19 protein-coding genes are annotated in these 23,883 nt (G+C 65.6%); 11 read left to right on the forward strand and 8 right to left on the reverse strand.

The genetic code is table 11. The features are described from left to right. Positions 1-22 precede the first annotated feature (22 nt). On the reverse strand, positions 23-1,300 hold the full coding sequence (locus C6A77_RS02290; RefSeq protein ID WP_114167850.1) for an acetyl-CoA C-acetyltransferase: 1,278 nt from the start codon (positions 1,298-1,300) through the stop codon (positions 23-25). A 119-nt stretch (positions 1,301-1,419) separates the two neighbouring features. Between C6A77_RS02290 and C6A77_RS02295 the strand changes: the two genes are divergently transcribed. The 8 genes from C6A77_RS02295 to C6A77_RS02335 all read left to right on the forward strand — a co-directional run bounded on the left by C6A77_RS02295 (position 1,420) and on the right by C6A77_RS02335 (position 7,777). Beyond that, entirely contained in the window at positions 1,420-2,772 is a 1,353-nt protein-coding gene (locus C6A77_RS02295; RefSeq protein ID WP_114167851.1) for a 3-oxoacyl-ACP reductase, read from the forward strand. Between the two features lie 2 nt (positions 2,773-2,774). After that, positions 2,775-3,626, forward strand: coding sequence for a MaoC/PaaZ C-terminal domain-containing protein (locus C6A77_RS02300; RefSeq protein ID WP_114167852.1), 852 nt, complete (start codon positions 2,775-2,777; stop codon positions 3,624-3,626). A gap of 176 nt (positions 3,627-3,802) precedes the next feature. Next, positions 3,803-4,108, forward strand: coding sequence for a MazG-like family protein (locus C6A77_RS02305; RefSeq protein ID WP_114167853.1), 306 nt, complete (start codon positions 3,803-3,805; stop codon positions 4,106-4,108). Next, a complete protein-coding gene (locus tag C6A77_RS02310; protein ID WP_114167854.1) occupies positions 4,105-4,854 on the forward strand; it encodes a methyltransferase domain-containing protein in 750 nt (249 codons plus the stop codon). The genes C6A77_RS02305 and C6A77_RS02310 overlap by 4 nt, the downstream gene beginning before the upstream one ends. A gap of 20 nt (positions 4,855-4,874) precedes the next feature. Beyond that, positions 4,875-5,522, forward strand: a complete 648-nt coding sequence (locus tag C6A77_RS02315) for a DUF4136 domain-containing protein (protein WP_114167855.1) — start codon at positions 4,875-4,877, stop codon at positions 5,520-5,522. Between the two features lie 19 nt (positions 5,523-5,541). After that, complete coding sequence (locus tag C6A77_RS02320; protein WP_114167856.1) at positions 5,542-6,111, forward strand: DUF4136 domain-containing protein; 570 nt, start codon at positions 5,542-5,544, stop codon at positions 6,109-6,111. 302 nt (positions 6,112-6,413) lie between these two features. Beyond that, positions 6,414-6,884 carry an A24 family peptidase gene (locus C6A77_RS02330; protein ID WP_114167857.1) on the forward strand — a complete coding sequence of 157 codons (471 nt, stop codon included), beginning with the start codon at positions 6,414-6,416 and terminating at the stop codon, positions 6,882-6,884. A gap of 119 nt (positions 6,885-7,003) precedes the next feature. Further along, a complete protein-coding gene (locus C6A77_RS02335; protein WP_114167948.1) occupies positions 7,004-7,777 on the forward strand; it encodes a response regulator transcription factor in 774 nt (257 codons plus the stop codon). A 36-nt stretch (positions 7,778-7,813) separates the two neighbouring features. On the opposite strand, the gene pbpC is transcribed toward C6A77_RS02335, so the two are convergent. Continuing rightward, positions 7,814-10,168, reverse strand: a complete 2,355-nt coding sequence (gene pbpC / locus C6A77_RS02340) for a peptidoglycan glycosyltransferase PbpC (RefSeq protein WP_114167858.1) — start codon at positions 10,166-10,168, stop codon at positions 7,814-7,816. A 77-nt stretch (positions 10,169-10,245) separates the two neighbouring features. Here pbpC and C6A77_RS02345 point away from each other — a divergent pair, with 77 nt between their 5' ends. Further along, positions 10,246-10,539, forward strand: coding sequence for a hypothetical protein (locus tag C6A77_RS02345; RefSeq protein WP_114167859.1), 294 nt, complete (start codon positions 10,246-10,248; stop codon positions 10,537-10,539). Between the two features lie 159 nt (positions 10,540-10,698). Here C6A77_RS02345 and C6A77_RS02350 read toward each other — a convergent pair whose 3' ends face one another. Continuing rightward, positions 10,699-15,600 carry an alpha-2-macroglobulin gene (locus tag C6A77_RS02350; protein WP_114167860.1) on the reverse strand — a complete coding sequence of 1,634 codons (4,902 nt, stop codon included), beginning with the start codon at positions 15,598-15,600 and terminating at the stop codon, positions 10,699-10,701. 234 nt (positions 15,601-15,834) lie between these two features. Here C6A77_RS02350 and C6A77_RS02355 point away from each other — a divergent pair, with 234 nt between their 5' ends. Continuing rightward, positions 15,835-17,172 carry an MATE family efflux transporter gene (locus C6A77_RS02355; RefSeq protein ID WP_114167861.1) on the forward strand — a complete coding sequence of 446 codons (1,338 nt, stop codon included), beginning with the start codon at positions 15,835-15,837 and terminating at the stop codon, positions 17,170-17,172. Positions 17,173-17,243: 71 nt separating this feature from the next. On the opposite strand, the gene C6A77_RS02360 is transcribed toward C6A77_RS02355, so the two are convergent. The 5 genes from C6A77_RS02360 to C6A77_RS02380 form a co-directional block, all read right to left on the reverse strand. Continuing rightward, positions 17,244-17,699: a transposase gene (locus C6A77_RS02360; RefSeq protein WP_114167862.1), complete on the reverse strand. Its 456-nt coding sequence runs from the start codon at positions 17,697-17,699 to the stop codon at positions 17,244-17,246. Between the two features lie 170 nt (positions 17,700-17,869). Continuing rightward, positions 17,870-19,783 carry an arginine decarboxylase gene (speA, locus tag C6A77_RS02365; RefSeq protein ID WP_114167863.1) on the reverse strand — a complete coding sequence of 638 codons (1,914 nt, stop codon included), beginning with the start codon at positions 19,781-19,783 and terminating at the stop codon, positions 17,870-17,872. Positions 19,784-19,935: 152 nt separating this feature from the next. Beyond that, positions 19,936-20,307, reverse strand: coding sequence for a translation initiation factor Sui1 (locus tag C6A77_RS02370; protein WP_114167864.1), 372 nt, complete (start codon positions 20,305-20,307; stop codon positions 19,936-19,938). A gap of 297 nt (positions 20,308-20,604) precedes the next feature. Continuing rightward, complete coding sequence (locus tag C6A77_RS02375; protein WP_114167865.1) at positions 20,605-21,141, reverse strand: NUDIX hydrolase; 537 nt, start codon at positions 21,139-21,141, stop codon at positions 20,605-20,607. Positions 21,142-21,143: 2 nt separating this feature from the next. Then, positions 21,144-22,211, reverse strand: a complete 1,068-nt coding sequence (locus C6A77_RS02380; protein WP_114167866.1) for a DUF2333 family protein — start codon at positions 22,209-22,211, stop codon at positions 21,144-21,146. A 248-nt stretch (positions 22,212-22,459) separates the two neighbouring features. On the opposite strand from C6A77_RS02380, the gene C6A77_RS02385 reads away from it, so the two are divergent. Further along, positions 22,460-23,815: a diguanylate cyclase gene (locus C6A77_RS02385; protein ID WP_114167867.1), complete on the forward strand. Its 1,356-nt coding sequence runs from the start codon at positions 22,460-22,462 to the stop codon at positions 23,813-23,815. The last annotated feature ends 68 nt before the right edge of the window (positions 23,816-23,883 follow it).

A 23,883-nucleotide genomic window follows, 5' to 3' on the forward strand; every position in this document is an offset into this window, starting at 1 on the left:
AGGCGACCACTCTCCCAGACGCTCATCGCTCGACGATGACAGTCACCCCCTGCCCGCCCGCCGCGCAGATCGAAATCAGCCCGCGCCCCTTGCCCGCCGCCGCCAGCAACTTGGCCAGGTTGGCCAGTATCCGCCCACCCGTCGCCGCGAACGGGTGCCCGGCCGCCAGCGAACTGCCCTTGACGTTCAGCTTGCTGCGGTCGATCGCCCCGAGCGGCGCATCCAGGCCCAACCGCTCACGGCAATAATCGGCATCTTCCCAGGCCTTGAGCGTGCACAGCACCTGGGCGGCAAAAGCTTCATGGATTTCGTAATAGTCAAAGTCCTGCAACGTCAGGCCATTGCGCGCCAGCAGCCGCGGTACCGCATACACCGGCGCCATCAGCAGCCCTTCGCGGCCCGTGACGAAGTCCACCGCGGCCGTTTCGCCATCGACCAGGTAGGCCAGAACAGGCAGCCCCTGCTGCGCGGCCCATTCTTCATTGCCCAGCAACACCAGCGACGCGCCATCGGTCAGCGGCGTGGAATTGCCCGCGGTCAGCGTGCCCTGGCCACTGCGGTCGAAGGCGGGTTTGAGCCTGGCCAGCTGCTCCAGGGTCACATCGGGGCGCAGGTTGTTGTCACGGGTCAGCGACAGAAACGGCGTCAGCAGATCATCCTGCCAGCCTTCGGCGTACGCGGCCGCCAGCCTCTGGTGGCTGAGCAGCGCCAGCTCGTCCTGTTCGGCCCGGCCGATGCGCCAGGTGTGGGCCATGCGCTCGCAATGCTCGCCCATGGATAACCCGGTGCGCGGCTCGCCGTTGCGCGGTAACTCGGGTTTCAAGTGCTGCGGGCGCAGCTTGAGCAATGGCTTGAGCCGCTCGCCCAGGCTTTTGCCACGGTTGGCCTGCAGCAGAATCTGGCGCAGGCCTTCACTGACGGCGATCGGCGCATCGGAGGTGGTGTCGACGCCGCCGGCAATGCCGCAATCGATCTGCCCCAGGGCGATCTTGTTGGCCACCAGCAGGGCCGCCTCCAGCCCGGTGCCGCAAGCCTGCTGGATGTCGTAGGCCGGGGTCTGCGGCGACAGGCGCGAACCCAGCACGCACTCGCGGGTCAGGTTCATGTCACGCGGGTGCTTGAGGACCGTACCGGCAACCACCTCGCCCATACGCAGGCCATGCAGGCGGTAGCGTTCGATCAACCCTTCGAGGGTTACCGTGAGCATTGCCTGGTTGCTGGCCGTGGCGTAGGCGCCATTGGAGCGGGCGAAGGGAATTCGGTTGCCGCCCAGGATCGCGACCCGGCGAAGTGAACGCATGCGTTGGTTCCTCCTGAAACAATTTGATCCGTACAGCCTAGGTGTTTTTGCCGCATTCGAACGACCTTGCCACAAAGTTGGTCCACACTTTCAAGCTTGCCTTCCGGGAGACCCCACTCATGAGCGATCGCTACCTCGGCTTTGCCAACTCCAACCTCGGCCGCCGCCTGGTGGAGGCCCTTGGCCTGCCACACCCGGCGCCGCTGGAGCGCTGGCAGGCCGGCCGCCTGCGCCCGGTCGAGGGTGCTCTGGTACTGGGCGGCGGGCCACTGGCAAAGCAGGTCGAAGCCCTTGCCCCGCGCCTGACCGACACGCTTTACCGCTTCAATACCGACCAGCTTCAGGCCGAGGCCTGGGTGGCGGGGCTGGGGCCGAAGATCAAGGCCGTGGTATTCGATGCCAGTGATCTGTCCGACAGCGACGCGCTGAAGCAGTTGCGCGAATTCTTCCAGCCATTGCTGCGCAGCCTGGCGCCGTGCGCGCATGTGCTGCTGCTGGGCCGTGCGCCAGAGAGCCTCGACGACCCATTGGCCAGCATCGCCCAACGGGCCCTGGAAGGCTTCAGCCGCTCGCTGGCCAAGGAATTGCGCAACGGCGCGACCGCGCAGTTGCTGTATGTCGGCGCTGGCGCGCAAGGCCAGCTGGAAGGCGCCCTGCGCTTCTTCCTGTCGCCCAAAAGCGCGTTCATCTCCGGTCAGGTGCTGCGCCTGCAAGCCTGCGCCAGCCAGGTCGAGGACTGGACCCGGCCGTTGGCCGGTCGCCGTGCGCTGGTGACCGGCGCCGCACGTGGCATTGGTGCGGCGATTGCCGAAACCCTGGCGCGGGACGGCGCCGATGTGCTGCTGCTCGATGTGCCACAGGCCAGCCAGGAGCTCGATGCCCTGGCCGCGCGCCTGGGCGGCAAGGCGCTGGCCCTGGACATCTGCGCCAGCGACGCGGCAACGCAACTGCTCGCGGCGCTGCCCGAGGGCATCGACATCGTGGTGCACAACGCCGGCATCACCCGCGACAAGACCTTGGCCAACATGACCCCGGAATACTGGGACGCGGTGCTGGCGGTCAACCTCAAGGCCCCGCAGCTACTGACCCAGGCGCTGTATGAGCACGGTGCGTTGGGCGCCGACGCGCGCATTACCCTGCTGGCCTCGGTCAGCGGCATCGCCGGCAACCGCGGGCAGGCCAACTATGCCGCGAGCAAGGCCGGGCTGATCGGCCTGGCCCAGGCCTGGGCACCACGGCTGGCCGCACGCGGCGGCAGCATCAATGCAGTGGCCCCCGGCTTCATCGAAACCCACATGACCGCCGCCATGCCCATGGGCCTGCGCGAGGCCGGGCGACGCTTGAGTTCGCTGGGCCAGGGCGGTCGCCCACAAGATGTCGCCGAAGCCATCGCCTGGCTCAGCCAGCCGGGCTCCGGGGCAGTCAACGGCCAGGTGCTGCGGGTATGCGGCCAGGCCTTGATGGGGGCCTGAGCATGAGCCGACACTGGCACGACCTGCACAGCCCCGCTTCGCGCGCCAGCCTGTACCTGCGCGCAGCCAGCAAGCGCAGCATCAGCGGCGAGCAACTGCCGGACGACGGCCTGCGCTGCTTCATCCGCGTCCAGCCGGGCAACCTCGCGGCCTATCGACGGCTGTGCCATTTCCCCGACGATGGCCGCCTGCCGCCGACTTATCCACATGTCATGGCGTTCACGTTACAGCTGCAGTTGATGACCGCGCCACACTTCCCCTTCCCGCTGCTCGGCCTGGTGCACCTGTACAACCGCATCGAAGTGGTGCGCCCGCTGGGCGGTGTCGAAGGGCTGCGCTTTGCGGTGCATGCAGACAACCTGCAAGCACATGCCAAGGGCGCCACCTTCGACCTGGTCACCGAAGCCGAAGACGCCATCGGCCTGCTCTGGCGCGAGACCAGCCGCATGCTGGTGCGCGGGCTGCAGCTGGCAGGCGAAGCAGCCGAGCCTGCCGAGGACGAACCGTCCGCGTTGCCAGAGGCGACCCGCTGGTACGCCGACGGCGATATCGGCCGGCGCTATGCGAAGGTCTGCGGCGACTACAACCCGATCCACCTCAGCGCAGCCAGTGCGCGGCTGTTCGGCTTCCCCACGGCGATAGCCCATGGCATGTGGAGCAAGGCCATGGCCCTGGCGGCGTTGCGCGGGCACCTGCCGCACAGCGGTTATGCCTTCGAGGTGGATTTCCGCAAGCCAGTGCGCTTGCCGTCCGAGGTGGTGCTCAGTGCCAGTGAAGCGGGGGCTGCGGGAGAGCTGCGGCTGGATGGGCATGGAGGGGTTCTGCATATGGTCGGGCGCTGGGCCCGGCTTTGAATCGTGAGGCTGCTTCGCAGCCTTTTCGCGACACAAGGCCGCTCCCACAGGTACCGGGTTCGGTTTGATGTCGGTGAGCTCTTGTGGGAGCGGCCTTGCGTCGCGATGGGCCGCATAGCGGCCCCCTTGCTTTGCATCGGGCCTGCGCGGAAGCTATGCAGCATTAGGAGACCCCGATGAACCTGCAAGAACTCACCCAACGCCTGCACCAGATCCGCGACAACAACGATTGGCGCGGCTTCCACAGCCCGAAGAACCTGGCCATGGCCGCCAGCGTCGAAATGGCCGAGCTGGTGGAAATCTTCCAGTGGCTGAGCGAAGAGCAATCGCGTCAGCTGCCCGCCGAGCAACTGGCCCACGCTGGCCAGGAAATCGGCGATGTGGTGCTGTACCTGTTGCTGCTGTGCAGCGAACTGGGCCTGGACATGGACCAGGTGGTGCGGGCCAAGCTGGCCGACAGCGAAAGGCGCTTCGCCCGATGAACGACCGTCACTTCGATGAACTGGCCACGCGCTTTGCCGAAAAGATCTACGGCGGCGCCAAGGGCGCAATCCGCCTGGCGGTGCTGCAGGCCGACCTGGCCGAAGCCTTGCCCGACCGCCCGCTGCGTATCCTCGACATCGGTGCCGGGCTGGGCCACATGGCCTTGTGGCTGGCCGAGCGCGGTCACCAGCTGACCTTGGCCGAACCCGCCGCGCCGATGCTCGACGGCGCCCGGGCGCGCTTTGCCGAAGCCGGCCAAGCCGCCACCTTCATCCAGGCCCCTTGGCAAGACCTGCTCGGCCAACTGACCGAACCCTACGACCTGGTGCTGTGCCACGCCGTGCTGGAATGGCTGGCCGAGCCCGAAAGCATCCTGCCGGTGCTGCACCAGCTCACGGCGCCCTCGGGGTGGCTGTCGCTGGCCTTCTACAACCGCGACGCACTGGTCTATCGCAACTTGCTCAAGGGCCATTTCCGCAAGTTGCGCAGCAACCGGCTGGAAGGTGAAAAGCAGAGCCTGACCCCGCAAAAACCACTTGATCCACGCCAACTCAGGGCGCAACTTGATCCTATGTGGCAGGTTGAAAGCGAAAGTGGCGTGCGCGTATTCCACGACTACATGCCCAAGGAATTCCAGGGCAAGGCCGAGCTGCTCGACCTGCTGGAAATGGAGCTGGCCTACCGGCGCCACCCCAGCTTTGCCGGGCTTGGGCGCTACCTGCACTGGGTCTGCCGCCCGCGCTGACCGCCCGTCAGGAGGAATTCATGCCGTACCGTTTGTTGTGCCTGGCCCTGCTGCCGCTTGCCCTGGCTGGCTGCCAGGGCAGCAACCCGTACGTGGCCAGCAGCCGCCCGTTACCACCCGCCCCTGCGCAGGCGGCCGGCACCTTCGATGCCAGTGCCTATCCGGCACCCGCCCGCGACTACGGGCACTATCGCAGCTGGAGCTGGCGGGATAACCAACTGCCCAGCGGCTCGGCCAATGCCGACCCTGCGCAGTTGGCCGACGCCGTCAGCGGCGCCCTCGACCAGCACGGCCTGCGCCCCGCCCGCGGCGGCCCCGGCGACTTGCTGGTAAGCGCCGACATGCGCGTGGAAAAGCGCTTGCGCCAGGTACGTGACTACGATGCCTACGACCCCTATTACGGTCCCTATCCCTACCCATCCCCCTACGGCGGCGTCGGCTATGGCGGTTACCGCAACGGCTACGGCGCCTATGCCAGCGTGCCGGTGGTGCGCACTTACGAAGTAGAAGTGATGGTGGTGCGCATCGACCTGTACGACGCCCGCAGCGGCCAGCCGGTATGGAGTGCCAGCGCCGAAAGCGGCAGCGACAAGGACTCGCCGCGTGAACGCGAAAGTGCCTTGCGCGACTCAGTGCACAAGGCGCTCAGCGGCTATCCTCCCAGTTAGTAGCTAATGGAGAACCATCATGTTGCGCCGTCTCGTTCTATTGTCATTCGCGTTATTGCTCGCCGCCTGCTCCAGCAATAACGTCCAGCAGGATTTCGATGCCAGCCGCGATTTTGCCGCCTACCGCAGCTGGGCATGGCAGGAGCCGGGCTTGCTGTACCGCCCGGATGACCCGCGCATCAAGAGCGACCTGACCGAGCAGCGCATTCGCCAGGCGGTCGCCGACCAGCTCGACCAGCGCGGCCTGCGCCCGGCAGCCAATGGGGCGCGGCCGGATCTGAGCGTGCGCGCCTACCTGATCGTCGAGCAGCGCCAGCAGCAGATCACCACCAACTACGGCGGTGGCTGGGGTGGCTACTGGGGCGGTTACTGGGGTGGCCCGATGTACAACGAGACGCGCAGCGTCGACTACAAGGTCGCCACCATTCAGATCGACCTGTTCGATGGCCGTGATGGCAAGCTGGTGTGGCGCGGCAGCGCCGAGCAGATCATGAACAACTACCCGCCAAGCCCGGAAGAGCGCAACAGCGCGATCCAGAAGACCGTGGCCAAGGTGCTGGGCAACTACCCGCCGGGGAGCAAGAAATAGCATTCGCGCGGTTTTGGCAGCACTTCGGGCTCCTGTGGGAGCGGCTTTAGCCGCGAAGAACACGACGCGGTGGATGGCACCGGCTGTGCCGGTGTTCGCGGGTGAACCCGCTCCCACAAGTCCGCGACTCTGAGCCAGACGGCTGCACCTGCGAGTCCTGCTTCAGCGACGACAAAATCCATCCCCGCCACGCCTTTTTACCGCGCCCTCCCCACTCCCCGCAGGTTCCCGTCTATCTTCACTTAAGGAAACCTGACTGACCGGGTAGTTGTGTTCAACATTTGGGAATAGGCGACCTGCCGATGCAAAGCATTGTTCTCCTGCTGTGGCTTGCCTTGTGCTCCGAACAGGATGTGCGTCAACGCCAGATCTCCAACCTGCTGACCCTGGGCGTGGCCGCCTGCGCCCTTGTCTGGCTGTTCGCCACCGGCCGCAGCTGGATCGGCGCCGATGCCAGCGATGCCGGCTGGGCGCTGGCGATCGTCATGTTGCTGACCCTGCCCGGCTACATGCTCGGCCGTTTCGGCGCCGACGACGTCAAGCTGATGGGCGCCCTGGCCTTGGCCAGCAGCCCGCAATACGTGCTCGGCACCTTCATCGGCGCCGGCGTCAGCGTGCTGCTGTGGCTGCTCGCCCGCCGGCGCCTGTGGACCCTGCTCAACCCCAAGGTGAAAAAGCGCTTGCAGGCCCTGACCGAAGAGATGGGCGACAAGCAGGCGTTCGTCCCCTATGTGCTCAGCGGTTTTCTTCTGACTGCCGTATGGATCCAGTGAGCAATTCCGTGGTCCGATATTTGTACATGACTTGTACAAATTTGCTGCCCACGACTATTTTTAGTTTTGCCAGAGCGTCTGGCCCGGGAGCAGGATGGCATTCCAACAGGGAGTTGATCGTGTCCAGAGCATTCAGTGAAGTGAAGGTATTGGTGGTCGATGATCACCCGGTGATCGTCGAACAACTGTGTGATTTTCTCGAAGCCCAGGGTTTTCATTGCCTGCCGGCCCATTCCACTGACGAAGCCATCGACCGCTACCTGGCAGATGCGACCATTGGCCTGGTCATCTGTGACCTGCACATGCCTGGGCGGGACGGTATCGAACTGGTCCATGCCTTGAAGGCATGCGCCGAGCAACGCGTGTTCGAAGCCATCATGCTGACCGGCCGCGCGGAGAAGCAGGATGTGATCCGCGCGCTGCGTGAAGGCTTTGCCGATTACTACCAGAAGCCCATGGACTTCGACGAACTGCTGGAGGGCGTGCGCCGCCAGGAACAGGCCGTGCTGGACCGCCAGCGCAGCTTCCGCGACCTGGGCGGGTTGAACCAGCGCCTGCAAGACCTTGCGGAGTCGGTGGACGAGCTGTATCAGGACCTGGAGAAAGCGCGCGGCCACGGTGCCCACCGGCGTGCCAGCGACGCGGAAGAAGCCGAAAGCGAACTGCCCGCGGCGTTCGGCAAACTGTCGCCACGCCAGCTGGCAGTGGCGCGCCTGGTCGGCAAGGGCAAGACCAACTACCAGATTGCCTGTGAGCTGGGCATTACCGAAAACACCGTGAAACTGTACGTGTCGCAGGTGCTGCGGCTGACCCACATGCACAACCGCACCCAGCTGGCATTGGCGCTGACGCCCAGTTCGTCGCCGGTGCACCAGCGCTTTACTACCCATTGAGGGCCTGGTTCAACGATAACCAGCGCCCGCCGATAATTACTCGCTGACCTGGAAGGCCACCCGCGCCGTCTCGCCACTTTCATCCAAGGCACTGATTTCCACCTGCCCGACCTGCTGGAAGCGCACCAGCAGGCTGCCCTGCCCTTGCGTTTCGCCCAGCGGCTGGCCGTTGAGGAACCACCAGTGCCGACCGCCGCCTCCCAACGCCGACACATACAGTTGCAACGGCTCGCTGCTGGTCGCCGGGCGGCGCAGGTTGTCGCCCGGGCGCACGCCTACGATCGATAACGGTGGCGCGCTGGCGGGAAGCTGCGGCGGGCAGCTCGGGTCGATGGCCGGCAGGCGCGCAGCACGCCGTTCGATGCGTGGCAGCCAGGGCTCCAGCGGCGCCGGCCACAGGGCAATCTCGCGCGCCTTGGCGCCTGCGCAGCTGCCATCCACGCGCAGCCCCTGATCATTGACCCACACGCTTTCGCGCAAACCCAGGCCGAGCGGCTGGTCGGCCGCCTGCAGGGTTGGCGGCGTGGTGCCGTCCAGGGTCCAGGCGAAACGCTGACGACGACAGTTGGGGTCCTGCCTGCTCATCGGCTGGCCCAACGGCCAACAGATCGCTGCCACACCGACACTCGCCGGCACCCGCTGCACCGGCACGCTGATGCCACGCTGGCTGTCACGGTTGCTCAACAGGTCATGCACCTGCAGCATCAGCGGCGCTGCCGAGGCCAGGCCGAATTGCCCGGGCACCGGGGTGCCGTCGGGTCGGCCGATCCACACGCCGATCAGGTAGCGCGGCCCCACGCCAATCGACCAGGCATCGCGAAAGCCATAGCTGGTGCCGGTTTTCCAGGCCAGCTGCGGGCGTTGCACCAGCTCGGCATGCGGGTCGCGGTCGGGGCGCGCCTGGCCGCTGAGGATGCGCCGGATGATCCACGCTGCCCCTGGCGACAGCAGGCGACGTTCGACCAACGGCGCCTGCGGTTGCAGGCGCACCTGCGCACTGTTGCCATCCCGCGCCAGTGCCGCGTAGCCGCCCACCAGGTCCTCCAGGCGGCTGCCCGCGCCGCCGAGGATCAGCGACAGGTTGGGCTCGGCCAAGGGCGGCAATACCAGCGGCATGCCGGCCATGCGCAGTTGCGCGGCAAAGCGCTTCGGGCCGTAGGCTTCCAGCAGTTGCACCGCTGGCAGGTTGAGCGACAGCGCCAGCGCCGAACTGGCTGACACCGGCCCGCTGAAGCCCATCGAGAAGTTGCCGGGGCGATAGTCGCCATAGCGTCGCGGCACATCTTGCAGCAGCGACTCGGAATGGATCAGGCCATCGTCCAGCGCCATGCCATAGAGGAACGGTTTGAGGGTGGAGCCGGGCGAGCGCAGCGAACGCACCATATCGACATGCCCGAAACGGCGCTCGTCGGCCAGGTCGATCGAACCCAGGTAAGCGCGCACCGCCATGGTTTGCGCCTCGACCACCAGAATGGCAGCGGAAGTGCGCTCTGGCAGCCGCGCACGCCAGCCCAGCAGCAGGTCTTCGAGGCGCCGCTGCAGCGCGGCATCGAGCGTGGTGCGAATCAGCGGCGGGCTGTCGGCGCTGTTCAGGCGCCGGGCCAGCAGCGGTGCCAGCGTTGGCTCCTGGCGTGGCGCCAGCACCAGCGGTTCTTCGGCGGCCTCGCGGATTTGCCGGGCCGGCCACACCTGGTAGTCGGCCAGGCGTTGCAGCACCTTGTCCCGGGCACGCTGGGCGCGCTCGGGATGGCGGTCCGGGCGCAGGCGGCTGGGGGCCTGGGGCAGCACGGCCAGCAGCGCCGCTTCTGCCGGGGTGAGGTGCATGGGCGACTTGCCCAGGTAAGCCCAGCTGGCTGCGGCAACGCCCTGCAAGGTGCCACCAAAGGGGGCGCGGTCAAGGTAGATCTGCAGGATTTCGCGCTTGGACAAGTGCCATTCCAGCTGCGCCGTGCGCCACAGCTGGCGCAGTTTGCCGGCCAGGGTGCGGTCATGCGGGTCGAGCAGGCGTGCCACCTGCATCGACAGCGTGCTGCCGCCCGACACCACACGCCCGCCACGCAGGTTCAGCCAGGCGGCACGGGCCAGGGCCAGCGGGTTGACCCCGGGGTGGCTGTAGAACCAGCGGTCCTCGTAGGTCAGCAGGGCCTGCAAGTACAGCGGCGAGACCTCGTCAGGGCTGACCGGGTAGCGCCACACCCCGTCGGCGTCGGCAAAGCGCCACAGCGGCGTGCCGTCCTCGGCCAGCACCACCCGGGCCAGGTCGTCGCCGGGCATGGGCAGCGGCCACAGGCGATCGGCCAGCCACAACAGCCCGCACAGCACCAGGGTGCTGCCGACCGCAGCCAGCAACAGCTTGCCCGCACGGGTACGCGGGCGGGTTAAGCTTGGCATCGGGAACCGACCTGGCCAGGTGATGGCCAAAGGCTTGGGAACGGCAACCTCGCCGATTCGTTCATCAGGAAGCAACTATGCATGTAGAAGGTTTTTTCGAGTGGCTGGGCCAGGCGCTGGGGTCGGTGATCCGCTTCATCGTCGATGCGTTGAGCGGGCTGTTCAACCTGCTGGCCAATGCCGGTGGCAATTTCATCGACGGCCTGGCGCGCACCTTGGGCATGGACACCTCGCTGCTCAGCATCCTCGCCCTGATCGTCGGGCTGGTGCTGCTGTACTCGGCCATCCGTGCGTTCATGCGCGCCTCGATCATCCTCGGGATCATCTGGCTGCTGCTGGGGTTGTGGGTGATGAGCTGGGTGATCCACTAACATTGAACTGCCCGGCGCGGACCTGTGGGAGCGGCCTTGTGTCGCGAAAGGGCTGCGCAGCAGCCCCAGGATCTCAGCTGCGCCGCTTGAATGCCGGGGCCGCTTTGCGGCCCTTTCGCGACACAAGGCCGTTCCCACATAGTCCGCCAAGGCAGGTGCTTAGCGGGTTTTTACAGTCATCTCCCCTTGCCCATCCCCCACCGCCTGCAGGTTCGGCCGGTACATCGATTCGACCTGTGGCGGCGGCACGCGGTAGGTGCCCGGGGTCACCGCCCGCGCCAGGTACAGCAGGTGGGTGGTGCCGTAGCCGTCAAGCTTGAGCGCGGCGACGTAACGGTCATCACGGTACTCCTGGTGCACCACGCTGGCGTTCTGCATCGACTCGCGCCATTCCTTCACCGCACTGCTGGCGTTGTCCAGGCTGGCGGCGCTCTGCGCCAGGTTCTGGTTTTCCAGCTCCAGGCCTGCCGGCAGCAAGTCCACCACCAACGCATCCGGCACCGGGTCCTGGGCCTTGAGCGCCAAGTGCACCAGCACCAGCTCGCCACTGCGCAGGTTGTGCAGGTCCAGCGGCTGGCCGTTCATGCCCAGGTATTCACGGCGGATCTGCATGCCGTTGCCACCCGCCGCAGGCGCCTGGCGTGGGTAACCCGACAGGGTCAGTTGCTGGTACAGGGTCTCGCTGCCCTGGTTCTGCACGGTCAATGGCGAGGCCAGCAGCGGGCCTTCCAGCTTCATGCCGGACTCGGCATTGTTGAAGTCTCGCACTTCACCCGCGCTGTCCAGGCGCGCCTGCCAATTGCCTTCCGGCTTGCCCAGCAGGCCACGCCCGGCGAGGAACAGCGCATTGCGCTCCTGGGTCGACAGCCAGCGGTTGGCCGCCAGTTCGTCCGACAAGGCGAACAGGCGCTGGTCAACCTGACGGCTGGCCAGGTTGCTTTCCTGCAGCAGCGCCAGGATCAACGCCTGGTCACGCAGGGAGCTGCCGTAATCGGCCATCCAGCCTTTGCTGCGGCCAATCCCCAGGCCCGCCTGCAAGGCCTGCTCGGCACGCGGCTTGTCACCCATCTTGTCCAGCGCCACCGCCAGTTGTACCAGCGGCAGGCCAGAGCGGGCGTCGGCGCGGCGTTCGTACAGGCCACGCAAGGCCCCCAACGGCGCCTGCTGGCTACGCGACAGCACCAGCGCCGCATAGGCCTGCACGGCGAAGCGGGTGTGCTCGGCGTTCTCGCTGTAGTCGACTTCGATCAGGTTGCGCTCCTGCAAGTAGCGCAGCAGGCGTTCGCTGGCCTTCTTCAGGGCTTCGGCCGGCACGCCGTAGCCCTGGTCGCGGGCACGCAACAGGAAGTCGGTGACATAGGCGGTCAGCCAGTACTCTTCTTCGCTGTCCGAACTCCACAGGCCAAAGCTGCCGTTGTAGCGCTGCATGCCCAGCAGGTGCTCGATACCCATCTCGATCTTGCGCTTGCGCACATCGGCCGGTTCACCCTTGACGCCCAGGCGCTTGAGGCTGTCGGCATCGGCGTATAGGGACGGGTAGAGGCCGCTGGTGGTCTGCTCCAGGCAACCGTAGGGGTAGGCTTCCAGGGCGCGGATCTGCTCGGCCAGGTTCAGCGGCGGGCGGCTCGACAAGGCCAGGCTGGCTTCCAGGCCGGCGGGCTCGAAGGCGGCCAGGTCTGCCTCGGGCAGGGTCCATGGCTGGTCATTCAAGGCGACCCGGTAGTGCTTGAGCATCGCCGGGTAGGCCGGACGCACGCCCAACGTCCACTCACGTTCGAACGCAGTGGCCGGTTCGTTCGGCAGCTGCAGGCCAGTGACGCGCACCTGCACCTTGCCCTGCCCCAGACCACCCTGGGCCTGCACCGGAATCATCAGCGTCGAGCGCTGGCCCTCGGCCAGGGCAACGGTCTGCACGGCATTGGCCGCCAGGCTCAGCTGGCCCTGGGTAGTGATCTCGACGTTCAGCTGCTGGGCACGGCCCGACAGGTTGGCCAGGTCCAGCGCCAGGCTGGTGCGGTCGCCACCGGCGAGGAAGCGCGGCGCCGACAGCTCGGCAATCAGCGGCGCGGCGACCACGGTCTTGCCTTCGGCCATGCCGAAATGTTCCTCGGTCCAGGCCTGGGCCATCAGCCGCAGCTCGCCGTTGAAGTCGGGGATATCGACCGTGGCCTGGCCTTCACCCTTGTCGTTCAGGGTCACCGGCAGGCTCTGCTGGGCAACGATGGTCACCGTGGTATTGGGCCGCTTGCCGCCCTTGGCCATCGCCGCGTCACCGCCGAACGCCAGGCTGGCCAGGCGGCCCTGGCCGGCTTCGATCAACTGGCCATAGATATCCAACTGGTCGGCACCGTAGGCCTTGCGCCCGAACAGGCTGGCGAACGGGTCGGGGGTTTTGAAATCGGTGATGTTGAGAATGCCCACATCCACCGCCGACAGCAGCACATGCACTTGCTTGGGCACGCTGCCATCGGCATTGCTGGCCTTGACCTTCACCGTCAGCGGCTGTTTCGGGCGCATTTTCTCCGGCGCTTGCAGGCTCACCGCGAGCTTGCGCTCGGCACGGTCCAGCGGCAGGTGCAGTACGCCGACCGCACGCTTTGGCGTGGCATTGGCCTTGCGCTCACCGGGGCGAACCACCAGCGCGCTGAGGTACAGGTCGTGGCGTGCCCAGGCTTTGTCCAGCTGCACCTCGAAGGTCTTGCCTTCGGCGGGAACGTCGATTTCTTCCCACCACAGCGGGCCGTCGCTGGACTCGATCAGCAGGTAGCCAGTGCCGGCGGCAGGCGGGGTGACGGTGACCTTGGCGGTGGCGCCGTCGGCGTAGGCCGGTTTGTCCAGCGCCAGCTTGACCTGGTCCGGGCGCACCGCGCCGCCTTCGGCGTTGTCCTGGGCACGGTAGCCGGCCCAGAAGCGCGCGCTGGAGACCAGGCCGGTCTGCGGGTCTTCCACCTCGACGCGGTACGGGCCCCATTCCACCTGGAAGCTCAGCTTGGCGGTGGAGCCGGCCTTGACGCTGAGGGTCTCCTCGCTCTGGGTGAGGAACTTCTCGTTGTAGGCGTAGCTCCAGCCATCGCTCTGCGAGTAGTTCCAGTAATAGTCGCGGCGCTCACGAATCAACCGTACCTTGAGCTCGTCGGCTGCCAGCTTGTTGCCCTTGCGGTCGGCCACCAGGAACTCGAATTCGACCGGGCCGTCGCTGTCGGTCTCCTCACCTTCGAACAGGCCGCGCAGACCGGGCAGGCGCTCGGCCGGCCAGATGGGCTGCTCCAGGCGCCGGGTGATCGGCCGGCCGCCGGACTCCTGCAGGCTGGCCTGCACGGTCAGTTGCAGCGGCGAGCGGGCTTCGGCCCAGCGGCTTTCGATATCGACCACGGCCTTGCCGGCCTGGTCGAGGGTGACTTCGTCCAGCTCCAGGTCCTGGTTCAGCTCGGTTTCGGTAACCGAGCCGAACTGGTAGCCGGGCAGCGCCGGCACCGCCTCGCGCAACGGGCGCACATAGGCCTGGCCACTCAGGCGGTTGCCGGCAGCCGGGGCGCCGTAGAGGTAACGGCCATTGACGCGGATGCGCGCGGTTTCTTCAGGCGACAGCGGGGTGCTGCTGCCCTTGAGTTCCAGCGCCAGGCGCTCGGGCAGGAAGTCCTCGACCAGGAATTCGTACACCTGCTTGCGCCCGCCGCCCAGGTCGAGCAGCAGTTGCCAACGGCCGGTCGGGGCTTCGCTGGCCAGTTGCAACTGGTACTGGTACAGGCCATTGCTGTCGGCTTCCCAGACGAACTTGCGGCTGACCTGCTCATCCGGGCGGCGCACTTCCACGCTCACCGGCTGGGCCTTGACCGGTTTGCCGTCCTGGTCGCGCAGCAGGCCGTTGAGCAGCACCGTTTCGCCCGGGCGATACAGGTCACGCGGGCCGAAGATGAAGAATTGCAGCGGGTTGGCCTGCGCCCCGGTGATGTCGAACTCGGCCAGGTCCAGCGCCGCGCTGTTCAGGCGCAGCAGGGTGGTGTGCACGCCCTGGGTGGCGATCAGGGTATCGGCCTTGGGCGTGATCGGCAGCTGGGCGTGACCATCGCTATCGGTGCTGGCCTGGGCCAACAGCTTGCCCTTGTCGTCATGGATTTCCAGATTGACGCCATTCAGCGCCTTGCCGCCTTCCAGGGCCTGGGCGAAGACATCGAGGCGATCGCGGTAGCGGTGCGCGGACACCCCGATATCACTGAGGGTGAACAGGGTTGCCGGTTGCGAATAATCGTAGGTGCCCGAAGCACGCATCACCGCCAGGTACACGCCTGGCTCCTGCAGCGGCTTGATGCCGGCGATCGGCAGCAGCACGGTCTCGCGGGTGTTGCGCGCGGGGTTGAGATCGAAGCGGCCGCTGTAGACCAGCTCGGCCATGTCCAGGGTTTCCTTGGACTGGTAGTAGTACAGGCTGCTGTTGCGCCCCCAGTTGGCCAGGAAGGTCGAGAGCATGTCCGGTTTCACGCGGAAGAATTCGACATCGACCTTGTCCACGTTCAGGGCGATCACCGGCAGGCCTTCGGCCAGGCGCGTGGGCAGCAGCGAACCGCGGCTGGCGAAGCCGATGGTCGGCTGCATGTCGCGGGTTTCCAGGCGGGTGATCGATTCGTTGTCGAGCTGATTGCCGTTGACCGCCAGCAGGCCTTTGTCGACGGTGAGCACCAGCTTGCGCTGCGGCTCCAGGTGGCGCAGGCGCAGTTCCATCTGGTTGTCGGAAAGCTCCCAGGCGCCATCGAGCTTGCCTTTGACGGTATCGACCAGGTGAACCTTGCTGGCGAAGTCCTGTTTGGCATCCAGCGGTACGGAGAAGCTGATCGACAGCGTGGCAGCGCCATCGAGCTGCACTTCGGAAGCGTCCAGTACCGTCAGCTCGCGGCCCTCGTAGCGCTTGGCGAGCTTGGCCGGGTCTTCGCGCTGGGCGGCTGGGGTGGCGGCGGGGGCAGTGGCCGCGGGCTTTTCAGCCGGCGCCGGTTGCTCCGGCGTGGAAGAGTCACAGGCACTGAGCAACGCCAGCGCGCAGGCCAGCAACAATCCTTTGTTGAACATGGAGTAGGAACTCTTTGGCAGCGTTTACGTGAGGGCAGCAACTATAGCGCAACGGCGGGTGCAATACCCGGCCTCGCGCTACAAGTGAGACGTCGGTCGCGCGAAGGGATGGGCCGGCCGTTACACTGTGGCATTCGTCAAAGGGGGCCGCTGCGCGCCCCTTCGCGGGCTCGCCCGCTCCCACAGGTTTGGCGCTAGCCTAAAGAGCGGCCCCAGAGTCACCATGGAACGCAAATGTCGCAACTCCTCACCGACTGGCAGCACCGCCCCACCCATCGCAAAGTCTGGGCCCTGGCCGCGCCGATGATCCTGTCCAACATCTCGGTACCGCTGGTAGCCCTGGTCGACAGCACTGTCATCGGCCACCTGCCCCACGCCCACCAGCTGGGCGCGGTCGCGGTTGGCGCCACGCTGTTCACCTTCATGGTCGGCCTGCTGGGCTTTCTGCGCATGGGCTCGACCGGCTTCGCTGCCCAGGCGGCCGGCCGTGGTGACGGTGCGGCACTGCGCCAGGTGCTGGTGCAAGGGCTGCTGCTGGCAGTCGCCTTCGCCCTGCTGATCGGCTTGCTGGCGCTGCCCTTCAGCCAGCTGGCGCTGCATGCCATGCAACCCAGCGCCGCCCTGCAGCAGGCTACCGAAGACTTCTTCCACACCCGCCTGCTCGGCCTGCCGGCGGCACTGGCCAGCTATGCGCTGGTCGGCTGGTTCCTCGGTACCCAGAACGCCCGGGCGCCGCTGGCCATTCTGCTGACCACCAACCTGCTGAACATCGCCCTCAACCTGTGGTTCGTGCTTGGCCTGGACTGGGGCGTGCTGGGTTCGGCGCGCGCGTCGGTGATCGCCGAGTGGAGCGCCGCCCTGCTCGGCCTGGCCCTGACCCGCCCGGCACTGCGCGCCTACCCGGGGCAGGTGGTGTGGGCGGCGCTCAAGCGCTGGCCGGCCTGGCGCCCGTTGCTGGCGGTGAACCGCGACATCTTCTTGCGCAGCTTGGCGTTGCAGCTGGTGTTCCTGCTGATCACCGTACAGGGCGCGCGCCTGGGCGAGGCCACCGTGGCGGCCAATGCCCTGCTGCTCAACGGCTTGTTGCTGACGGCCTATGCGCTGGATGGGCTGGCGCACGCGGTGGAGGCTTTGTGCGGCCATGCGATCGGAGCCCGCGACCGCGACACCCTGCGCCGCGCGCTGGTGGTGGCCTGCGGCTGGTCACTGATCACCAGCCTGGGGTTTGCCGGGGTGTTCCTGCTGGGCGGGCATTTGTTCATCGACTTGCAGACCGACATCGACAGCGTGCGGGCGGCAGCTTATCCGTACTTGCCGTACCTGGCCTTGCTGCCGCTGATTGCGGTGTGGAGTTATTTGCTGGATGGGTTGTTCATCGGCGCGACACGGGCGCGGGAGATGCGCAATGCCATGCTGGTTTCGGTGCTGGTTTCGCTGCCGCTGGCGGTGGCCATGAGCGGGTTTGGCAACCATGGGCTGTGGTTGGCGTTCCTGGGCTTCATGGGGTTGCGGGCGGTGACGTTGGGGTGGGTGGGGTGGCGGTTGCAGGAAAAGGGGCTTTGGATTCAGTGACCTGGGGCCGCGGGGCTGTTGTGGGAGCGGCCTTGTGTCGCGAAATGAGGGCGAAGCCCTCACCTGCGGGTTCACAGCCACACACAATCCCAATGTGGATACTCACCAACACGCCGCACCAGGCCAGCCCGAATGGGGTTGGCGATGATGTAGCGGGCGACTGCCCTCACATCCGCCTCACGGCGCAAAGCCCGGTCATGAAAGCTGGTTTGCCAGATGTGCCGCTTTTCAGCACCCACCTTGTATAGCGCACAGCTGCTCCGGGATTTGAACTCGCACATCAGCCTGCTCAGGCTCGCAGGCCCGAGTTCGATTAGCCAGTGAAGATGATCCGGCATCAACACCCAGGCCAGCGATTGACAAACCTTGCGCTCATCGCAGAACCGCAACTGTTGGATCACGGTCCTGGCCAATCGGAAGTCGTTGAACAATGGCGTTCGGTTTCGAGTAGTTGTGGTCAACAGATAGAGGCGCCCGGATTCGGACACGCGACCTTTACGTAAACGATGGGAGCCTGGACGTTCCATGTCGTCTCCTTTGAATAGTGCATTCAAAGGTAGCGCCGCAGCGGAGACAGGCGAGAACAAGACCATTACCGAGTATGACGCGGTGAGGGCTGCGCCCTCAAATCGCGACGCAAGGCCGCTCCCACAAAAACAAGCAATCCATGCCGTTTTTGCGAGAGCAGCCCCGGCAATCACGACGACAGGTAAGAAGACCGGGTCAACCCGAGCCGCAACGCATCCAGATACTGAGTCCGCTCACGCGCAGTGATCTTGGCGCTGGCTACCTTGTCGCGGTAGTGCGTCATCAACTCCTCCGGCGACAGGTGCACATAGCGCAGCATGTCCTCGATGGTGTCGTGGGTCTCGATGCCGGCGTGGTACACGCTGCCATCGGCATTCTGGTAGATGTTCACCGAGTCGGTGTCACCAAACAGGTTGTGCATGTCGCCGAGAATTTCCTGGTAGGCACCGACCAGGAACACGCCCAGCAGGTAGTCCTCGCCGTCCTTCAGCGCATGCACCGGCATGCTGGTCTCGATGCTCTGCTCATCGACGTACTGGTTGATCTTGCCGTCGGAGTCGCAGGTCAGGTCTTGCAGCACGGCGCGGCGCATCGGCTCTTCGTCCAGGCGGTGCAGCGGGATGATCGGCAATACCTGGCCGATGGCCCAGGTGTCCGGCAGGCTCTGGAATACCGAGAAGTTGCAGATGTACTTGTCGGCCAGCTTGTCGTTGAGCTCGTCCAGCACCTGGCGATGCGAGCGCTGGCGGGCTTTCAGCGAGTTGTGCAGGCGGCGGCACACGGCGAAGTAGCACTGCTCGGCCAGGGCCTTCTCGCTCAGGCTGATCTTGCCATCGGCGTACTGCGCGGCCACGTCACCCATGTAGTGGGTGGCGCGCCAGTAGGTTTCGGTCACCATCTCGATGTCGGTCGGGCCGAGCAGGTCCGCCAGCCACTGCACGGTTTCGGGCAGGCTTTCCTTGTTCTCGATGGTCGGCACATCATCGTTGTGCTTCTCGACGTCGGTCACCTGGATCACCAGCATGGCATGGTGCGCAGTCAGCGAACGGCCACTCTCGGAGAAGATGTGCGGGTGCGGCAGGCCTTGCGCGTCGCAGAACTCCTTGAGCATGCCCACTACCACACCGGCGTAGTCGTCCATGTCGTAGTTGATCGAGCTGGCATTGCGCGAGTGGGTACCGTCGTAGTCCACACCCAGGCCGCCACCCACATCGATGTGATCGACCGGCAGGCCCAGCGCACGCAGCTCGCCGTAGTAGCGGATAGCTTCCTTGAAACCGTGCTGGTAGTCGGCCAGGTTGGCGATCTGTGAGCCCATGTGGAAGTGCAGCAGGCGAATGCCCTGGTCCAGGCCAGCATCGCGGAAGCGCTGCACCACGGACAGCAGCTGGGCGGCAGACAAACCGAACTTGGACTTCTCGCCACCGGTATCGGCCCACTTGCTCGAGGCCAGCGACGACAGGCGCACGCGCAAGCCGACCTGCGGCTTGACCTTGAGCTCGGCGGCCTCGTCGATCACCAGGGCCACTTCTGACTCTTTCTCGATGACGATGAACACGTTGTGGCCAAGCTTCTGGCCCATCAGCGCCAGGCGGATGAACTCGCGGTCCTTGTAGCCGTTGCAGACGATGGTGCCGCCCTTCGGCGCCAGCGCCAGCACCGCCAGCAGCTCGGGCTTGGAGCCGGCTTCCAGGCCGATGGAGACGTTCTGCGTGGCGATGATGTTCTCCACCACCGCTTCTTGCTGGTTGACCTTGATCGGGTACAGCGCGGTGTACTTGCTCTGGTACTCCAGGCGCGCGATGTTGGCGTCGAAGGCGCCGGTCAGCTGGCGGACGCGGTCCTGCAGAATGTCGGGGAAGCGCACCAGCAACGGCAGCGACAGGCCGCTCTGGCGCAGTTCGTCAACCTGTTCGAACAGGTCGATCGGTGCGCTTTGCGGGCCATTGGGGCGTACTTCGACGCGCCCGGCTTCATTGATGGCGAAATAACCAGCGCCCCAATGGCGGATGCCGTAAACACTGCGGCTGTCGGCCACGGTCCATTGGCTACCATCGTCTTTGCGTGTGCGTCGTACGGACATTCAAGTCCCCTATAAATAAGTCGAAGACACTGCCCCGCAAGGAGGCGGGCGCAGTGTAAAAGCCAAAAATGACGATTCGTCCGTCGCCAGGGGTAGACCCTGGCCACGCCAACGAGTTTAGAAAGCACTGGGCAAAAAATCGCCTGGCCGCATCAGCCGCCGGATTTTTTTGCCTTGAAACCCTGCTTGACCAGCTCAGCGATCAACAGCTCGACATGGTCGCCCTGGATCTCGATGACCCCGTCCTTCAACGCGCCACCGGTACCACAGCGGCGCTTGAGGGTAGAAGCCAGCTCCTTGAGCTGTTCGAGCGGCAACGGCACGCCGCTGACGGTGGTCACGGTCTTGCCGCCACGGCCTTTGCTTTCGCGGCGCACACGGGCAATGCCATCGCCTTCGGGGATGACCTGCTGCTTGCAGGTACAGGCATCCACCGGCTGGCTACATTCGGGGCAGTGCCGACCGGTGTCGGTGGAATAAACGAGACCGCCAAGGGCGGCGAAGGAAGAAGCTTTCTTGGCCACTTTTGTTCCTCTGTGCTGAGGACAAAAACTGGTCGGCCCCAGGGGGTTGAGCCCGACCGCGAAGCCCCACTCTGGCAGGGGCGGCGCTACTGCCGCAAGACCTGCGGCAGCCCGAAAAGGGCGCGCAGTGTAACGATAAATCGGGCCGTTGCTAAGTACTGGATTGCGGCATTTTGCGAATGTTTTGCGACTATTCGCGGGCACGCCCGCTCCCAGAGGTACGGCGCTGGGCTTGAGGGCAGTGCAATCCCTGTGGAAGCGGGCATGCCCGCGAACAGGCCGGCACCGCCAATACAACTATTTCAGGCCGGCTTTATAGCGCTGCAACGCCGCCAACGAGTCCGGGCAATACGGCATGCTGAGGCTCTCTTGTTCAGCCTGCTCCAGCCCTATGAACCGCGCCTCGCTGACCTCTTCCGGCTGCAAGCGCAACGGCGCATCCGACACCGCCGAATACACCGCACACCACAAGCGGTTATCCGGCTGGTCGAAGTAGAACCGCTCGTGAAAGCGCAATGCCACGCCGTCGATCCCCAGCTCCTCGGCCAGCTCTCGCGCCGCCGAATCGGCATAAGCCTCGCCAGCCGAGACCATGCCGCCGGCCGCCACATCCCAATACCCCGGGTACAGCGCCTTGCTCAGCGTGCGCCGGTGCACGCACAGCTCACCGGCACTGTTGAACAGCAGAATGAACGTGCAACGCCCGATCAGGCCGCGCTCGCGCAGCTCGGCGCGGGGCAAGGCGCCCAGCACCTGGTCGGCTTCGTCCACCCAGGTTACCAGTTCCAGGTCGGAAGCCGCCCGATGGGCGACCTCGTTTGGGCTGATAGCCATCATCAACCCTGCGACAGCAGCTGACGCAAGTCGATGACCGCGGCGTTGGCCCGGGAAATGTAGTTGGCCATGACCAGCGAGTGGTTGGCCCACATGCCGAAGCCACTGCCGTTGAGCACCATCGGGCTCCACAGGGCTTCTTGCGAGGCTTCCAGCTCACGGATGATCTGGCGCACGCTGACCGTGGCGTTCTTCTTCGCCAGCACGTCGGCAAAGTCCACCTCGATGGCGCGCAGCAGGTGCGACAGCGCCCAGGCCTGGCCGCGGGCTTCGTAGAACACGTTGTCGATCTGCAGCCACGGGGTTTCCACCAGCTCTTCGTCCACCTGCGGCGCCTGGCCGGCAACCACCGACTCGGTCTTCAGCGTGGTGTTGAGCTTGACCCGGCCAACGCTGGCCGACAGGCGCTGCGACAGCGAGCCCAGGCGGGTAGCGACATCACCCAGCCAGTTGTTCAGGTTGTCGGCACGGGTATAGAAGATGGCGCCCTTGTCGCCGGCAGCCAGACGGGTCTGATAGCGGCCAAGCGACTTGATGCCTTCTTCGAATTCCGACTCGCTCGACGGCAGGATCCAGCTCTTGTTGTCGAAGTTGAAACGCGGCTCGGCCTTGGCCAGGTCGGCGTCTTCGGTGGACTGCGACTGCGAACGGGCGAAGTCTTTGCGCAGGGCGCGGGACAGGTCGCGCACCTGGACCAGCACGCCATATTCCCAGCTCGGCATGTTGTCCATCCACAGCCCTGGCGGGAAGCGGTCGTTGGAAATGTAGCCACCCGGCTTGTTCAGCAAGGTACCGGCCACGGTCTTGAGGGTTTCGACAGTGGTGTAGCCCACCACCATCTGCTGGCCGGTGCGCTCGGCACCGGCCTGGGCACTTTGCTGTACCGGGAACAGGGCCGGCTCCTGGCTCCAATACCAGCCCAGGCCGATACACACCAGCAGGTACAACCCGATCAGGGTCCCCAGGGCACGGCTCCACAGGCCGCCAAGGTAGCTACGGGCGGCCGCGCCACGGCCGTCGACACGCTCGCGGGGCTCGGCTTTGGCCTCGCGGTTTTTCCAGTCCAGCATGGCTTTGTCCTTAATCAGTCACGACGGTTCAGGGGCTTTGACCACAGGCCTGCGCCAGGGTGCCACGGCAAGCCCGCGTGGCAGCACTATAAAGCAGACGCCGCCTTACGCATAAGCGACCAATCGGTCAGCAACTGAATATTCGTTCTGAACGCAATGTTGATGCACGGCACTCATCCAAGGGAAAAGAACTGCTAGCATAGAGCCATCATTGCCCCTGCATATCCCAACCTACAAGTAGCCAGGACATGAGCCAAGCAGTCGAGCCAAGCCCGCAGTGCCCCGACCCGCACCTTTCGCGTAGCGGCCTGCGCAAGGACGACCCCCTTGATCAGCTGCTGCTACCGCTGCGCAAGCCGGTGTACATCCTGCTGCAGGACCACGAGCGTGCCCAGCGCCTGGCCCAGCAACTGGAGTTCTTTGGCCTGGTGGTGCAGGCACTGGCCAGTGCGGCGGCGTTTCACGCATCGGTCAGCGAAGCCCCGCCTTCGGCCATGCTCATGGACGTCGACTTCACCGGCGCCGGGCAAGGCCTGGTGCTGGCCGCGCAGCTGCAACAGGGCCTGGCGCAACCTATTCCGCTGCTGTTCTTCAGCCATCACGAAGCCGACACCCCGACCCGTCTGGCGGCGGTACGCGCCGGTGGCCAGGATTTCCTCACCGGCAGCCTGGAAGCCTCAAGCCTGCTGGAAAAGCTCGAACTGCTGACCAATACCGCCCCGCACGACCCGCTGCGCGTGCTGATCATCGACGATTCGCGCACCCAGGCGCTGTACACCGAGCGCGTGCTGGCCGGCGCCGGCATGCTCACCCGCAGCCTGACCGACCCGATCCGCACCATGGCCGAGCTGGCCGACTTCCAGCCCGACCTGATCATCCTCGACCTGTACATGCCGGCCTGCACCGGCCCTGAGCTGGCCAAGGTGATCCGCCACAGCGACCGTTACGTGAGCGTGCCGATCATCTACCTGTCTGCCGAGGACGACCTCGACAAGCAGCTGGATGCCATGAGCGAAGGCGGTGATGATTTCCTCACCAAGCCGTTTCGCTCACGCCACCTGATCACCACCGTGCGCAACCGCGCCGCCCGCGCCCGGCACCTGAAAGCGCGCATGGTGCGCGACAGCCTGACGGGGCTGTACAACCACACCCACATCCTGCAATTGCTGGAAGACTGCAGCTTCCGCGCCCGCCGTGAACAGCAGCCGTTGAGCTTTGCCATGCTCGACATCGACCACTTCAAGAAGATCAACGACCGCCACGGCCACCCCATGGGCGACCGGGTTATCAAGAGCCTGGCGCTGTTCCTCAGGCAGCGTCTGCGCAAGACCGATTTCATTGGTCGTTATGGGGGTGAGGAGTTCGCAATCGTCATGCCCAACACTGCGCTCGACGCGGCGTACAAGGTGCTGGACGAGATACGCCGGCGCTTCGCCGAGATTCTTTACCCGGCGCAGCCGCGTGACCTGCAATGCACCTTCAGTGCCGGGGTGGTGCAACTGGATGAGGGGCTGGATGCGCTGACCATGGCCAGCGCGGCGGACGAAGCGCTGTACCGGGCCAAGCATGCCGGGCGCAATTGTGTGGTGCGCGTGGAGCCCTGAAGCAGGTGGACCTGTGTCGGCCTCTTCGCGGGTGAACCCGCTCCCACAGGGCCGGCGCAGGCAAACAA

This window comes from Pseudomonas sp. AFG_SD02_1510_Pfu_092 (assembly GCF_003331055.1).
In the GTDB taxonomy this organism is placed as follows: domain Bacteria; phylum Pseudomonadota; class Gammaproteobacteria; order Pseudomonadales; family Pseudomonadaceae; genus Aquipseudomonas.

Excerpts from the sequence above, each read along its gene's own strand:
- C6A77_RS02305 (WP_114167853.1), top strand. The coding sequence starts at position 3,803 with ATGAACCTGCAAGAACTCACCCAACGCCTGCACCAGATCCGCGACAAC.
- C6A77_RS02380 (WP_114167866.1), bottom strand. The coding sequence starts at position 22,211 with ATGCTGGACTGGAAAAACCGCGAGGCCAAAGCCGAGCCCCGCGAGCGT.
- C6A77_RS02310 (WP_114167854.1), top strand. The coding sequence starts at position 4,105 with ATGAACGACCGTCACTTCGATGAACTGGCCACGCGCTTTGCCGAAAAG.
- C6A77_RS02290 (WP_114167850.1), bottom strand. The coding sequence starts at position 1,300 with ATGCGTTCACTTCGCCGGGTCGCGATCCTGGGCGGCAACCGAATTCCC.
- C6A77_RS02295 (WP_114167851.1), top strand. The coding sequence starts at position 1,420 with ATGAGCGATCGCTACCTCGGCTTTGCCAACTCCAACCTCGGCCGCCGC.
- C6A77_RS02360 (WP_114167862.1), bottom strand. The coding sequence starts at position 17,699 with ATGGAACGTCCAGGCTCCCATCGTTTACGTAAAGGTCGCGTGTCCGAA.
- C6A77_RS02330 (WP_114167857.1), top strand. The coding sequence starts at position 6,414 with ATGCAAAGCATTGTTCTCCTGCTGTGGCTTGCCTTGTGCTCCGAACAG.
- C6A77_RS02345 (WP_114167859.1), top strand. The coding sequence starts at position 10,246 with ATGCATGTAGAAGGTTTTTTCGAGTGGCTGGGCCAGGCGCTGGGGTCG.
- C6A77_RS02315 (WP_114167855.1), top strand. The coding sequence starts at position 4,875 with ATGCCGTACCGTTTGTTGTGCCTGGCCCTGCTGCCGCTTGCCCTGGCT.
- C6A77_RS02320 (WP_114167856.1), top strand. The coding sequence starts at position 5,542 with ATGTTGCGCCGTCTCGTTCTATTGTCATTCGCGTTATTGCTCGCCGCC.
- C6A77_RS02385 (WP_114167867.1), top strand. The coding sequence starts at position 22,460 with ATGAGCCAAGCAGTCGAGCCAAGCCCGCAGTGCCCCGACCCGCACCTT.
- C6A77_RS02300 (WP_114167852.1), top strand. The coding sequence starts at position 2,775 with ATGAGCCGACACTGGCACGACCTGCACAGCCCCGCTTCGCGCGCCAGC.
- C6A77_RS02350 (WP_114167860.1), bottom strand. The coding sequence starts at position 15,600 with ATGTTCAACAAAGGATTGTTGCTGGCCTGCGCGCTGGCGTTGCTCAGT.
- C6A77_RS02355 (WP_114167861.1), top strand. The coding sequence starts at position 15,835 with ATGTCGCAACTCCTCACCGACTGGCAGCACCGCCCCACCCATCGCAAA.
- C6A77_RS02375 (WP_114167865.1), bottom strand. The coding sequence starts at position 21,141 with ATGGCTATCAGCCCAAACGAGGTCGCCCATCGGGCGGCTTCCGACCTG.
- speA (WP_114167863.1), bottom strand. The coding sequence starts at position 19,783 with ATGTCCGTACGACGCACACGCAAAGACGATGGTAGCCAATGGACCGTG.
- pbpC (WP_114167858.1), bottom strand. The coding sequence starts at position 10,168 with ATGCCAAGCTTAACCCGCCCGCGTACCCGTGCGGGCAAGCTGTTGCTG.